This window comes from Tunturiibacter gelidiferens (assembly GCF_014201335.1).
GTDB classification, from domain to species: Bacteria; Acidobacteriota; Terriglobia; order Terriglobales; family Acidobacteriaceae; genus Edaphobacter; species Edaphobacter lichenicola_E.
In genome coordinates this window covers 124,449-137,400 of record NZ_JACHEB010000003.1, presented here as the reverse complement: position 1 = coordinate 137,400, position 12,952 = coordinate 124,449, and the positions used below count along the sequence as shown (strand labels likewise).

At 55.1% G+C, this 12,952-nt stretch carries 14 protein-coding genes and 1 pseudogene; 6 read left to right on the top strand and 9 right to left on the bottom strand.

Features of this window, described 5'->3' with window-relative positions:
• Positions 1–39: 39 nt before the first annotated feature.
• Both HDF14_RS06865 and HDF14_RS06860 read right to left on the bottom strand, forming a co-directional pair.
• Complete coding sequence (locus tag HDF14_RS06865; protein ID WP_183974896.1) at positions 40–336, bottom strand: hypothetical protein; 297 nt, start codon at positions 334–336, stop codon at positions 40–42.
• A 30-nt stretch (positions 337–366) separates the two neighbouring features.
• Positions 367–1,263, bottom strand: coding sequence for an NmrA family NAD(P)-binding protein (locus tag HDF14_RS06860; protein ID WP_183974894.1), 897 nt, complete (start codon positions 1,261–1,263; stop codon positions 367–369).
• Between the two features lie 168 nt (positions 1,264–1,431).
• Between HDF14_RS06860 and HDF14_RS06855 the strand changes: the two genes are divergently transcribed.
• Positions 1,432–2,373 (top strand): GlxA family transcriptional regulator, encoded by a 942-nt coding sequence (locus HDF14_RS06855; RefSeq protein ID WP_183974892.1) that lies wholly within the window; start codon positions 1,432–1,434, stop codon positions 2,371–2,373.
• Between the two features lie 140 nt (positions 2,374–2,513).
• Here HDF14_RS06855 and HDF14_RS06850 read toward each other — a convergent pair whose 3' ends face one another.
• Positions 2,514–3,083, bottom strand: a complete 570-nt coding sequence (locus tag HDF14_RS06850) for a hypothetical protein (RefSeq protein ID WP_260698087.1) — start codon at positions 3,081–3,083, stop codon at positions 2,514–2,516.
• Between the two features lie 373 nt (positions 3,084–3,456).
• Between HDF14_RS06850 and HDF14_RS06845 the strand changes: the two genes are divergently transcribed.
• Both HDF14_RS06845 and HDF14_RS06840 read left to right on the top strand, forming a co-directional pair.
• The gene (locus tag HDF14_RS06845) at positions 3,457–4,029 is read left to right on the top strand and encodes a ferritin-like domain-containing protein (protein ID WP_183974890.1); all 573 of its coding nucleotides are present in this window, start codon (positions 3,457–3,459) and stop codon (positions 4,027–4,029) included.
• An 88-nt stretch (positions 4,030–4,117) separates the two neighbouring features.
• A complete protein-coding gene (locus HDF14_RS06840) occupies positions 4,118–4,390 on the top strand; it encodes a GlsB/YeaQ/YmgE family stress response membrane protein (RefSeq protein WP_183974888.1) in 273 nt (90 codons plus the stop codon).
• A 201-nt stretch (positions 4,391–4,591) separates the two neighbouring features.
• Here HDF14_RS06840 and HDF14_RS06835 read toward each other — a convergent pair whose 3' ends face one another.
• Complete coding sequence (locus tag HDF14_RS06835; protein ID WP_183974886.1) at positions 4,592–5,068, bottom strand: DUF2127 domain-containing protein; 477 nt, start codon at positions 5,066–5,068, stop codon at positions 4,592–4,594.
• A 245-nt stretch (positions 5,069–5,313) separates the two neighbouring features.
• Here HDF14_RS06835 and HDF14_RS06830 point away from each other — a divergent pair, with 245 nt between their 5' ends.
• The 3 genes from HDF14_RS06830 to HDF14_RS06820 all read left to right on the top strand — a co-directional run bounded on the left by HDF14_RS06830 (position 5,314) and on the right by HDF14_RS06820 (position 7,709).
• A complete protein-coding gene (locus tag HDF14_RS06830; protein ID WP_221304588.1) occupies positions 5,314–5,877 on the top strand; it encodes a hypothetical protein in 564 nt (187 codons plus the stop codon).
• A gap of 182 nt (positions 5,878–6,059) precedes the next feature.
• Positions 6,060–6,830: a hypothetical protein gene (locus tag HDF14_RS06825; protein ID WP_260698086.1), complete on the top strand. Its 771-nt coding sequence runs from the start codon at positions 6,060–6,062 to the stop codon at positions 6,828–6,830.
• A gap of 138 nt (positions 6,831–6,968) precedes the next feature.
• Positions 6,969–7,709, top strand: a complete 741-nt coding sequence (locus HDF14_RS06820; RefSeq protein WP_183974884.1) for a sensor histidine kinase — start codon at positions 6,969–6,971, stop codon at positions 7,707–7,709.
• Between the two features lie 165 nt (positions 7,710–7,874).
• Here the strand turns inward: HDF14_RS06820 and HDF14_RS06815 are convergent, their stop codons facing one another.
• The 5 genes and pseudogenes from HDF14_RS06815 to HDF14_RS26420 all read right to left on the bottom strand — a co-directional run.
• Positions 7,875–9,452 (bottom strand): PAS domain S-box protein, encoded by a 1,578-nt coding sequence (locus HDF14_RS06815; RefSeq protein ID WP_183974882.1) that lies wholly within the window; start codon positions 9,450–9,452, stop codon positions 7,875–7,877.
• Positions 9,347–10,195, bottom strand: a complete 849-nt coding sequence (locus HDF14_RS06810; protein ID WP_260698125.1) for an alpha/beta fold hydrolase — start codon at positions 10,193–10,195, stop codon at positions 9,347–9,349. Before HDF14_RS06810 ends, HDF14_RS06815 begins: the two co-directional genes overlap by 106 nt.
• A gap of 117 nt (positions 10,196–10,312) precedes the next feature.
• Positions 10,313–10,960 (bottom strand): SOS response-associated peptidase, encoded by a 648-nt coding sequence (locus tag HDF14_RS06805; RefSeq protein ID WP_183974880.1) that lies wholly within the window; start codon positions 10,958–10,960, stop codon positions 10,313–10,315.
• A gap of 4 nt (positions 10,961–10,964) precedes the next feature.
• Positions 10,965–11,918, bottom strand: a complete 954-nt coding sequence (locus HDF14_RS06800; RefSeq protein WP_183974878.1) for a hypothetical protein — start codon at positions 11,916–11,918, stop codon at positions 10,965–10,967.
• Positions 11,919–12,028: 110 nt separating this feature from the next.
• Positions 12,029–12,899: pseudogene (locus HDF14_RS26420) on the bottom strand (IS3 family transposase); the annotation flags it as partial.
• Positions 12,900–12,952: the final 53 nt, after the last annotated feature.

The following is a 12,952-nucleotide window of genomic DNA, read 5'->3' as shown; positions in this document are numbered from 1 at the left end:
GCAATGCCTCATTCCTGATCTAGGCGACTTCTTTGTGCATCATTGCGATTGTGTAGTCATCAACATACCGAGAGGCAGCAGAGGTCCGATCGGCATCAGCTCAAAAGTCAGCAGATTGGCTTGTACGAGGGGCAGGCTTTTGAGAAGCTTGTCCGCCTCGTCGATCGAGTCCACACTCATTAGGAAGATAACGCCGACCTCTTTCTCCCTCAGCCAGAACTGTTCAATCTTTCCGTCAAGATAGAGCTGCAATGTCGCCGGAACCTCTTTCGGTAGATATTGCTGTCGTTGTTCCTGCGAGAGAGGCTTCAGTGTGCCGACTGCCATTACCTTCATAATTTCCTCCAGTAGATCAAGGCTTGAAGATTATTGGTGTTCGGCCACGGGTGCGCGAAACAGCGCTTCGTTCTTGACGATGTAATCCATCATCTCGAGGGGCTCTCGGCCGGTGAGTTTTTTCACCAGATCGTTAGTTCCGGAGAAGACTCCGTCGAGGCAATCCTGGCAGACGTATCCCATGTGCTGTTGAAAGTACGTCGTGAATCCCAACTCTTTCAGCAGAATCTTGAACGCTTCGATCTCCATGGGAATGTAGGTGATTTTGTTCCCCAAGACCTGCGTGAGCATGTCTGCAATTTCGTACTGGCTCAGTTCCTTCGGACCATAGAGCGGATAGGTCTTTCCGGCGTGTTGGGCTGCGTCCGTGAGGATGGCGGCGATGACTCTGCCGAGGTCTTCTCCTGCGACAGGGGCGTACCGGGCATCGCCAAATGCGAGAGGGAGTATCTTCTTATCGCGGATGGCACCGGCCATATACATGATCCACTCAGCAAATAAGGTTGGACGCAGATGGGTGACTGGAACTCCTGAGCGGTCCAGCAGTCGCTCTGCAATCCAATGATTCTGAGCCGCGTGACTCTTAGCAGATCTTCGCGCTGAGGCCTGCGACATATTCACGATGGCACCAACCCCTTGTTCGAGCGCGGCCTGCGCAAAAAAGGCGGTAGCCTCCAAGAGGCCGGGTACCTGAATGGGATAGACAAAATAGGCTCCGGTTATTCCCGTTAATGCCTCGCTGACCGCTTCAAAATCCGAGAGATCACCTTGTACAACCTCGACGCCCTGGGCACAGAATTGCTCTGATCGTGCGTCTCTCTTATGAACGAATGCTCGAACGGGTATCTTTAGCGCCAGAAGCGTTTCTATGGCACTACTACCCGTTGCTCCCGTTGCTCCGGTAATCAGAATCTTCTGGTTTGACATGGTTTTCTCCGTTCAAGGAAGGCAAGGAGCAAGCGACGTTTTCTTATCGCCCAACCAACAATGCCTAAACGAACAGTAGCTGAAGTGTCGACGGCTGCTGGGTCGGATAGGCAACGTTTTAGGACATTCGAGTGTGCGGAGGCATAGACTAGGCCTGGAGCAAATCGAATGCACAAAGTCGGTTTTATTGTGTTTCCGGGATTTTCGCCCATCAACTTCGCCGCCACGAGCGTATTCGAAACCGCAAACTGGCAAATTGGGAAGCCGGAGTACCAACTCACTCTTCTCTCAGAAGATGGCGGTCCGATCGCCACGTCTCTGGGGTCGCAGATTCAGACGGTGTCGTTCAAACGCCGCGCGTTCGACACAATCATCGTTGCCGGCGGCATCGAACCCCCAATCGCTACGCAAGGCTTGGCGAAGTATCTTCAATCGGCTATCCATCGGAGTCAAAGGATAGCTTCCATCTGTACTGGGGCGCTGGTGCTGGCCGAAGCGGGATTACTCGATGGTCGGCGAGCTACTACTCATTGGAACGCTGCAAGAGAAATGAAGCGCCGCTATCCAAGGATCGCCATGGAAGAAGATCGCATCTTTATCGCCGATGGACCGCTATGGACATCCGCTGGCATGAGCGCGGGCCTCGATCTCGCCCTGGCGATGGTGGAGAAAGATCTTGGTGTGGAGATAGCTCGCGCAGTTGCGAGAACATTGGTTGTCTATCATCGGCGTGCAGGCGGGCAGTCTCAGTTTTCGACGCTGCTCGATCTCGATGCACAATCCGATCGCATACAAACTGCTCTGACGTATGCCAAAAAGAATCTTAGCTCGCCCTTGTCAGTGGTCGGCTTGGCGAAGGCGGCGTTTTTGAGTCCGCGGCAATTCAGTCGAGTATTCCGAGAAGAAACAGGTCGATCCCCCGCTCAGGCAATCGAACGACTACGCGTAGAATCTGCCCGTTTGATGATGGAAGGCGGACGCTTCTCCGCTGAGGAGATCGCCAGGAAGAACGGCTTCGGAAATCGAGAGCGCATGCGCCGGTCATTCCGGCGGGCGTTTGGATATTCTCCGCAGGCAATCCAGCGCAACATGGCCGTCTCGATGCAATAGCGATACCGGCGATGCATCGCTGGGCCGGAGGCAGCGGGAACGTGGGTTGCAGGGAGAAACCGAAGCGGTGTCTTCCTGCGCGATTTTAGGAAGCATAAGAAACGAGAGGCGGCTATCCGCCGCCCCCCGAAGATGGAGCGCTAGGCCACTTTCTTGGCTTTGGCGACGGGCTTAGGTTCTTTCTTAGCCTTTTCCTTGGCCGCGAACTCCTGCTTCACTTTCTGACCGATTGCATCGATGTCCACCTTGTAAAGCGTGGCCGCATCCTTGAGCACACTGGTTCCGTTATGACGGGAAGCTGCGAGCAGTATCGTAGCCTCCACCATGAGCCGAGACAGCGTGCCTTCATCGGCGCGGCGCATAAACGCTAGCAGCGTCTTTGCGATACCCCCCTCGTCCCGCTTCTGACGGATGCCGTGCTGACGCGCCAACGTTTCGATACGCGACTCATCCAAGACGCTGACCACCTTCTCCAGAACGAAGAAGAGATCTCGCTTGAGCAAGCGCACTGGAACGGCGGCAGCGATGGCTGAGAGGACACGAAGCCCGGTTGCGTTGGCGATGGCCTGGTCGCGGCGCTGCTTCTCCTGGTGGTGGTGTTGCTGCTCATGGTGTCTTCTCCTTGGTGTTTGGCTTTTGCACTTCCGCGTTGAAACGCGGCATGTACATGCCGAACGCCACCTAGCGAAGGCGGGGGTAGCAAGCGTCAAGGGGAGGGGTATCTCCCACCCTTGAAGAGCAGCCGAAGGCGGAACGGAAATGGCGAAGCGCAGCGGAGGTCTGCACAAGCGAAGCGCGGAAGACTGCGGGAGACCCCTTGACGCGCGCGGGGGGCAGAGCCCACTAGCGAGGTTTGGTTTCCTTATAGGTGCGCGTCAGCGCAGAGGACTACTTAAAGGGTGGGCGTTGCGGGCAGGAAGGGCCCGCTGTGGTGGGTAGCGGAAGACGCGGGAGTGGCTGGAGATAGGGAGGAGACTCCTCCCTCCTCAAACAGTAAGTTCCCCGGTGTCAGACCTTAGTCTTGGCTCGCGAGGCTGCGCGTGCATCATACTTATCGGCCTAACTAGGCCACGGAGGCAAGGTATGGCATTGAAGGACGTTTTGATTGATGAGCTTCGCGATATGTACAGTGCGGAAAACCAACTAGTAAAGGCTCTACCCAAACTCGCCAAAGGCGCTGAAAGCCCCAAGTTGAAGCAGCTTTTCTCTGCCCATCTGGAGGAAACCAAAGGTCAGGTTGAGCGGCTGAAGAAGGTCTTCGGTGAGCTCGACGAAAAGCCGACGGGCCAGCACTGTAACGGAATGGAAGGCGTGATCGAAGAGGGCAAGGGTGCTTTGGAGAAGGATGAAGAAGGCGCATCCTTCGATGCCGGACTGATCGGTGCGGCTCTCCGGACGGAGCATTACGAGATTGCCGGATACGAGGCATGCATCTCGATGGCTACCGCTCTTGGCCTGACCAAAGTAGTGAAGCTGCTCAACTCGAACCTGAAGGAAGAATTGAATGCTGCGAAGAAGATCACGGCGGCTGGTGCTCCCATCCTGAAGCAAAGCGCACAGGAGCCAGAGGCACCGAAGAAACCGAAGACTGGGAAAGAAAAATACTCAGCGAAGAAGAGCAAAGAAGACGAAGCCGAGGCGGCACCATCGCTCTAGGATTCAGGAAACAAGCCAGCAAGGAAATAACGGTCGGTAACACTCAACCTCGCAGGATCATTTACTTCATCCAAGGTAAGGAGACATTATGGGACACGGAATCATCGCCTGGATCATCATTGGCATCGTCGCAGGTTGGCTAACGGGCAAGATCATGAAAGGCTCCGGATTCGGCGTCTTGATGGACATGGTGATTGGGCTCGTCGGCGCACTGATCGGAGGATTCATCTCCTCTCATCTTGGTCTTGGCGGCGTCGGAGATCATGGCCTCATCATGAGCATTGTGATCGCGGTGATCGGCGCTGTGATTCTCACCTTTCTAGTTCGACTCGTGACTGGAAACAGGTCGGCAGAGCTTTAGCCTTTCGAGCGGCAAAGAGCATGCCTTCGCGATGAGGCTCGGAGAATAACCAGTAGGGAGCACCACCAGGTGCTCCCTAGTAATTCCGTCAGACCTGTACTCGGCAAGATTCAAGAGATCGGACCGTTTTCCCTGACTCAGGATGGTCCATATTGCGCGGCAGAAGAGGAGCCGGAGTTAGGCTACGAACTCGTGCTTCTGTCAATGCGTCGCCCTGAGATTCGATCGCTCTTTACGGATTCTAAGTACGAGGTAGACGACGATGGCAATGTTGAGCAGGAGGACGATGACCTTTGCTGCCATTGGATGGCGGTAAATCTCGAAAATCTCTAGCGGCACGAGCGAACTGGTGATGATCGTCGTGAACCACTCCGCCCATGGCTTTGCCAGCCAAAGCCCGATACCTTCGGTGAGAAAGAGGGCGGCATAGACGAAGCTGCCGATACCGAGATCCTTGAAGTCCTTCGGTGGAATGTTCGCTAATTTGCCAAGGGCCAGGTCGACGTAGTGCCCCCCGGGATTGAATCCAAGCTTAGCGATCCAAAGGGTCACTGAGTCTGCTGGATTGCCATCATGAAACAAGTGCAAGGCGCCAAACCCAACCGCGATAAGAGTGATCGCTTTAAATAGTTTGAAGATCGCTATCAGTCTTATCAGACCGGTATCTTGTTTCGTCATTGGAACGTTCGCCTTGAGATGACATTGGAATTACCCCTCGATGCTAACTGAAGTCTGCACGGGGTACTTCAGTGGCACATGGCGGAAGATGCGCAGCGGCTGGAGCCGGGTGAGGTGGCGCACCTCCTCCTCCCTAGCAGGGTTAAAATCGCTGCCGGACAGCACGATGCTTTCGCTATGGTCTCCACCTGCTGCGCATGGGATCGCTGGCTCAGGTGCGTCGAGCCGCATCAGAACAAGTTGCGATGGAACAGACTCCCAGCTCACCCGTGAATCTCCGCCATGCTCTGCACGAGGTGGCTGTGCATCCTCTCCAAAGTCTGGTACCGCCGTGGAGTTGGAAGGCTGCTGCTTTTGCTGCAACGGTGCGCGGGTTGGCATTCTTCGTCACGAACCTACCAGCGGGACGAGGGGAAGCCACCAAGGCACTCATCGTGGAGGCTGTATTTGCGTTTCTCACTGGCGGGGTGATCGGTGCGATCTCACAGCAACTACGAAGAGCCGAACCTGTTTGGGCGACCGCTGCTGTAGTGTGGATCGGCATGCCGGGCGTTATGCTGCTCGCCCAATCGGGAGTCCACCATCTCGCCAAGACACCGCACCTGAGCGGCGGTCTCGTTCTTTCGTTTTGCCTCTCTGCGGTCTCAGCGGCATTTAGCTGGTACGCCATGCGACATGGTGCGATGTTGGGAGGTTCTCAGGAAACGACCATCGCTCACGATCTTGCATCCCTTCCGAAGATCCTTTTGGACTTCCTTATGGCGGTTCCCAGATGTGCTGCTGCTTTTTTACGCAAGGCCAAATACTGATTCGACGATGCCTGTTGACCATATTGAAAGCGCGCAGATTCAAGCAGAAGACTTCGTATTTCTCTGGCACGGTTACAACAAAAATGGCATGATCGGGGTTTAGGGTAGGAGGTGCTCCCCGCAGGTTCCTCAGCATCAGACCCTACCAACTCAGTTCCACATCTTCTTCGGGAGCACATTCCATGCGTTTCGCCACTATTGCTCTCGGTCTCACGGCTCTCTTAGGATGTTTCCTCGTTGCTACGTTGTCGGGGGAACCTATTGCAGTTCGGTACGGACAAGGGTCAAGTCATGGCTTTCTGGCCCTGAAGACACTAGACGGTATGACCATCGCCACAGGCGAGTCAACCCAGGTAGTCAGCCGAGGGAAAGTCACCTCTAGGTTGATCTTTCGCTTCAAGGACGGCTCCGTAGATGACGACACTACCGTCTTCACACAACAAGGCGTCTTCCGACTGATAAGCGATCACCACATTCAACACGGTCCCTCCTTTCCAAAGCCGATCGACTTCTTCATCGACATGGCGAGTGGCGATCTCACGTTCAAGGCAGAAGACGGAACGGTCTCGAAGGAACACATGGATTTGCCTCCTGACGTCTCCAACGGCCTTCCGCCAAACCTCCTGCTGAACATTCTCCCAACGACTCCCGAGACCAAGGTCGCTTATATCGCCCCGGGTAAAAAGGCCCGTCTCATCCACCTTTCCATCAGGCCGATGGGAACGCTGCCTTTTCGGGTTGGAGCATTCCGGCGCAAGGCTACCGATTTCACGCTCCACGTTGAGTTGGGTGGTGTGGCGGGAGTGGTCGCTCCCATGATCGGCAAACAGCCCTCGGATTATCACATCTGGCTGCAAAACGGCGATCCACCGGCTTTCGTTCGTGAGGAAGGTCCGTTGTACGAAGGTGGCCCAATCTGGAGGATGGAGCAAATTAGCCCATCGTTTCGATAGTCATTCCTCGCTACTCGATATCACTTTCGTTTGGCTAAACGGTCTGGTAAGCGACACTGAAATCGATCTCTGGATGAGCGAATCGGTCAGCCAACCTAAAGCGTTCAAGTATTGCTCTGATACTCCATGGATTCGCCCATGGTTGATCGCGACTCCTTTGAGGACCCCGGTCATAAGCTCAAGGCGTGCGAAGAGAATCTCCGCAGGTATCATCAGCTCGCACTAGCAGGCAGGCTGGTCGGCGCGACTATGCATGAGGTCAACAACCGCCTGGAAGCCCTGACGAATCTCATTTTCTTGGCGCGGACCTTGATACAGGACCACCAGCGCGCCACCGAATATCTCGGAGAAGCGGATCTACAAGTGCGAGGGCTTGGGGATATCACAAGCCGGAGCCTCGGTTTCATTCGCCTGGACACAGAAGCGAAAGAGATAGACCTGGTTGAGCTAGCCTCCTCGGCGCTCAAACTTCATCAGCAACAGATAGCCAAGAAGAGGATTAACGTCCAGACCCGGAACCCTGAAGCCGCGTTGGCCTCAGTAAAGCGCGGCGAGATGTTTCAGGTACTAACCAACCTGTTGCTCAACGCGATCGATGCTTTGCCGCACTCGGGAAGTCTGCACCTCCGAGTAGCGGTCCACCGCGAAGACGTGGTCATCGTCGTGGCGGACAACGGGGCTGGAATCCCTGCGGCGCTCCGCGAGACCCTCTTTGACTCGTTCAAGAGTCACAAGCCCAACGGTAATGGACTTGGGCTCTGGGTCGTGCGCGAGATCGTTGGCGGACACGGTGGGTCCATACGATATAAGAGCAGCGAAGCTCAGGGAAAGAGTGGCACGGTGTTTCGGATCTCACTACCCATTCAGAAAGCTGCATGATCGCGCGCAATCGCCGTTTATGTTTGTCGCGATGGCGTGGCCGTCTCTGAAACTTGCAGGCTGAATTGGAGACTTATGCCGCTTGACGCTCGCGTGTCTTGGACACCCCTTCTCAGACTTCGAGGCAGGGGAATTACTTGGCCTCTGGATATTGGGAAAGCGCGCCTAGGACTTCGAATAAGGAAAGAAAAGGCTGAAGACAGTTCCGGATGATCCGGGTCGTGTTGTGCTTCGGGCGGTGATGGTTCCACCGTTCTTCATAACCAGATCCCTGGAGATCCAAAGACCCAGCCCCGTCCCTCCGATACCCTTGGTCGAGAAGAATGGCTCGAAAATATGTGCCAAGGTGTCCGGTTCCATTCCCATGCCGCTGTCCGCCACAAGAATGCGAATGCCAGCTGCATTTGACTTCCATTCGCGGGACGCCTGTGCGCGAAGGAGCAGTTTACCGCCCAAGCGCATTGCGTCGTAGGCATTGGCTACCAAATTGACGAGGACTTGTCGCAACTCGCCTTCGTAGCATATGAGCCGAGGATCGCCGGGACAGTCCACCTTCGTAGATATATGGGAGTTTTCCAGGCGTGCTCGATACAAGGCAAGAACTGAACCCAGCAAGCCCTCCAGATTTACTTCCGTTTGGTTTGTACTCTGTTTGTGAAAGCGCAACGTGTGCGTGGCGATGTGCGACACCCGCGCGAGCTCTTCTTGCGCGGTAACGACAAACTGCTTGGTCTCTTCGTCTTCAACGCGCGAGGCGAGGATAAACAGCAGGTTCGTGACGGATTCCAGCGGGTTATTTATCTCATGCGCGATGGAGCTTGCTAGACGACCTACCGATGCGAGTTTTTCACTCTGCAACAGGGCCTTCTCCACTCGTTTCTGAGCCGTCAGATCGCGGATGACGGCAGACGCACCGATCAAAGTCCCTGGCGCTTCCATGTGGGGCGAGAGGCTGACGGAGACATTCAAGGCCTTTCCCGATTGATGGAGACCAATGCCTTCGCGATAGTCATCCTTGCCCTGCCGCAGCCGTGCTAAAGCGTCAGCGACGTTATCCCACGATTCGCGACTAAAGAGAAACTTGAACGACTTGCCTGTGGCCTCGTCGGCTGTGTAGCCGAAAATTTGCTGAGCGCCTTTGTTCCAACTCGCAATCCTAGCTTCGGAGTCGAGCCGAAGAATACCATCCGCGGAGCGTCGGACGATTTCCGCTACTTCTTCAAATTCACGCTTCGCGCGCAGTAGCTCCGCTTCATATTGTTTGCGTTGCTTGGCACTGAAGACAGTGAGATGGAGTTGCGAAGGATTTCCGTCAGCGGCCGGACGATGAGCCGCGTTTACGAAGATGGGATGTTGCGTGCCGTCCGGTCGAAGAAGCTCCAAAGCGATTTCGTTCAGTGCACCCCGTAAGTACAGACTGGGCGCGAAATGCGTCTCGTAGAAGATGGCACTCCCACGTGAGAGGAGCTCAGCGAACTTTGTGCCGATGAGCTGGTTTTCCCGTCCGCACAGACTGGCGAAGGCCTCATTGACGTAGAGGAGAGTACCGTCGTTGCTGACAACGACGAATCCGCTGGGCAAGGTGTGAAGAGCTTGCTCGGCAAACTTGGGGTCATTCGAGAAGCTGAATTTGCCGTTCAGTTCAGGAACGCCTGAAGAGCCTTCACTACTTCCTTGGGCGCACTCAGATGCGGGCAGTGGCCCGTCGCGTTCAAGAGCACGAATTGGCTGTTCGGGAGGCATGCGTGGATATATTCTCCGACGGCGATTCCGGCAATTATGTCCTTCTGGCACTGCAGAATCAACGTATTGACGGTCACCTTCGGCAGATCTGCCCGGTTGTCTGAAAGAAATGTAACCCGTCCGAAATGGTTTGCCAAGAAGGGGTCCATACGGCAGAAACTCGCCTCAAGTTCCCCCGCAAGCTCGGGGGTTTCGGGATTTCCCATGATGACGGGCGCCATGCTGGCAGACCATGAGATGTGATTGCTTTCCAATGTGTCAAGCAGGCTCTCGACATCGGCGCGTTCCATGCCGCCCACATAATTGCCCACGTTGAAGTAACAGGGAGATGGACCGATCATCGTCAAACTTGCAAACCTGTCCGGGTACTGAATGGACGCGAGCGCGCCGATCATGGAACTTACGGAGTGCCCTACGAAGTGAACTTCGTGCAGATCAAGTTCCTCCATGATGTCGAGAACGTCCTGCCCGTAGCCGCGCAGGGTGCTATAGCGTGTCTTTTCGAATGCGGAGGAGTCGGAAGATCCGGAGCCGACATAATCAAAAAGGATGACCCGGAATTGATCGGTAAATGACGGATAGACATGACGCCACATGCTCTGATCACAACCGTAGCCGTGCGCAAACATAAGAGTTCGCTCGCCGTTCCCCAATACCTTGACGTTGTTGCGGTGGGATGCGGTCATATTTTCTCCTTTTAACAGTATCGCAGCCTTTTCAGGGCGATCACCATGGTCGTTCATGCCGGACAAGCAAACTCCGGGGGCCTCGGTCAAGATTCGTGTCTTCCGAGGAAACCTCCTTAGTTTCGCCGCGTCTGCCCAACATGAGCAGTCCCGCGCATTGCATAATTCGCTGGGTCATTGACTATCGAAAAGACTTACTTGCTGATTGCTGATGGGCGTCGCATCCACCAAACGTGCCTTTAGTTTGGAAGCAGGCAGGATGCGGAGGAGATGGACCGGAGGTCGTTCCGATGGCGAGAGGTATTCCTCGTAATCGTGTGGTTCGAGGAAGGTGGTCATTCGGTCATGGATGGGCGCCATGACCTCATTCGGCTCTCCCGTGAGCACAGCGAATGTCTTTTCCCAATGATTTGTCTTTGGATTCTTCCAGAGCTTCCAGACCGCAGCCATACCGAACGGGTGCTGTCCCGGTACGGTGAATTCGTATTTCGGTTTCTTCTTGCCCTTCTCAACTTCTTGCCATTCGTGGATCGCATCGCCGGGGAGGATGCAACGTCCGGTTTGAAACGCGTCTCTCCAGAACTTCGAATGGTCGATGCCCTCGGAGCGGGCGTTGAACAGCAATCGATCCGGCAATTTGAATGCCCAGCGCATGAGTTCAATCTGGCGTTCACCGTCTTCGTTCGTGTAAATGACCGGCTGCATCGACTGAGGACGCAGGTCATCGCCCTCGTCAAAGACAGACTCATCCAATCCTGCCGTTACCTTGAAGACTTTTGCAACACGTTGTTTGTCTGTACCTCGCTTGAACCGTCCGCACATCTTTCTAGGTCTCCCTCACAACTTTTCGTGGATCTTTATCGTCCCGCAAGGCGATGAATTTCGTGTGGCGCAGATGATCCGCTCCCGTCCATTCGAGGAAGTCGATCCGGGCGACAGCTTCCGGGCGAAGCCAGATGCATTCCTTCATCTTGTCGGCAGTCAAACCCTGCCCCCATCGACCAGCTTGCTTCTCGGGAAGATTTGCAAATGGGCATTTCGTCGTCGTGAAGTCTTTGATCTTTGCGAAGGCTTCTCTACGCGTGGCAGGGATAAAGCCGGCGCGAACACGCGCCGCGTAGCGAAGCTCTTTATCTACGTAAAAGCCGACGATCAGCGCATCGAGACCGTGCGTTCCTGGTGTGTACCCACCGATAACGAACTCCTGACTGAGATTGATCCGGTGTTTCGACCAGACTCCCGTTCTCATGCCGGGCTGGTACACGCCGTCGGCGCGTTTGGCTACGATTCCTTCCAAACCGTGGGAACGGACGAAGCTGAGCATCTGGGACGCTGTCTGGTCGGAAACCTCCGACAACGCGAGATGCTCAGAGGGCTTGATGACGGATTGTAGGATTCTGCGGCGTTCGGACAGCGGGAGCAAGGTAAGGTCTCTGCCTTTGTGAACGAGGATGTCAAAGGCGTAATACGTGATGTGGGATTCGGCAGAGCGAAAGTTCTGAAGCAGATTGAAGTTCGGGCGGCCGTCTGGCCCCATTGCGACCAACTCCCCGTCTATCACGGTATCTTCCGGCAAAGAGTTGAGAGCGGAAACGATATAGGGAAACTTCTGATTCAGGACGTTCCTACGTCGTGAATACAGCGTCGTTTCACCACCGGCCCGGACAGCTTCCAGCCGGTAGCCATCGAGCTTGAGTTCATATGTGGCGCTGGAAGTTATGTTGCGTAACAGATAACGGTCAGCATATCCATTAGCGGGGCCGCTCCGAGCGCGTAACATAATAAAAATTAGACAACATCATTCTCTGCTCACCTTCACAACAAGAAAATAGACAACGATACGCTCAAAACTTCCGAAAGGACGACGTCCCGGACGCCGCTTTGCCTGTGCTTAGCGCTGTTGCGATAAGCCCATAGATCCATCGCCTGACTGGTGAACTCGCTGCCGTTGTCACAGAACAGCACCTTCGGCACTCCACGGTCAAGCTTCAACTGGTTCAGTGTCCGCACAACATCGTCTCCTTTCAGGCTCTGTCCTACTTCGATCGCTACCGCTTCTCTCGTATGCACATCCACGATCGTCAAGGCGCGGAACCGCGTTCCATCGTGCAGCTGATCCATCACGAAGTCCATACTCCAGGCTTCGTTCGGAGCCGTAGGCTTGATCCGATCCTCACGAGTTCGAGATGCCTTCCGCTTCCCGGCAGGCTTCATCCTCTTCAGCGTCAGTCCTTCTTCCTTGTACAGCCGGTACACCAGGTACTTGCCCACATCCCAGCCTTCGCGGTTCAACAGCACGCGGATCTTGCGGTATCCATAACGAACTCTCGCCTGAGCGATCTCGCGGATCCTCATCCGCAGCTCAGTCCGTGGTCGAGACAGCTTCGGTAGCGATAGGTCGCTCGCGGTACCCGTAGAACACGACAGGCGTGCCGTTCGCTTACCAGGTAGCTTCCAACCAACCGCTCCACCATCGGCCCACGCCGCGAAGGCTTCACCATTTTTTTGACAGCACATCCTGCAGCATCGTCTTGTCCAGCGTTAGCTCTGCAACAAGCTGCTTCAAACGCAGGTTCTCTTCTTGTAACTGAGCCATCTTCCGAACTTCGTCCACCTCGAGGCCGGCGTACTTCGCCTTCCACCGGTAGAACGTCTGCTCGCTAATCCCCGCCTTGCGGATCACCTCCGCAACAGGAACGCCTACTTGCGCCTGCTTCAGCACACCAATCATCTGCTCTACACTGAACCGTCTCTTCCTCATCCAAATCCTCCTCTTGATTAGGTCAGATTTGGTCGAAGACTAACATCTCAGCT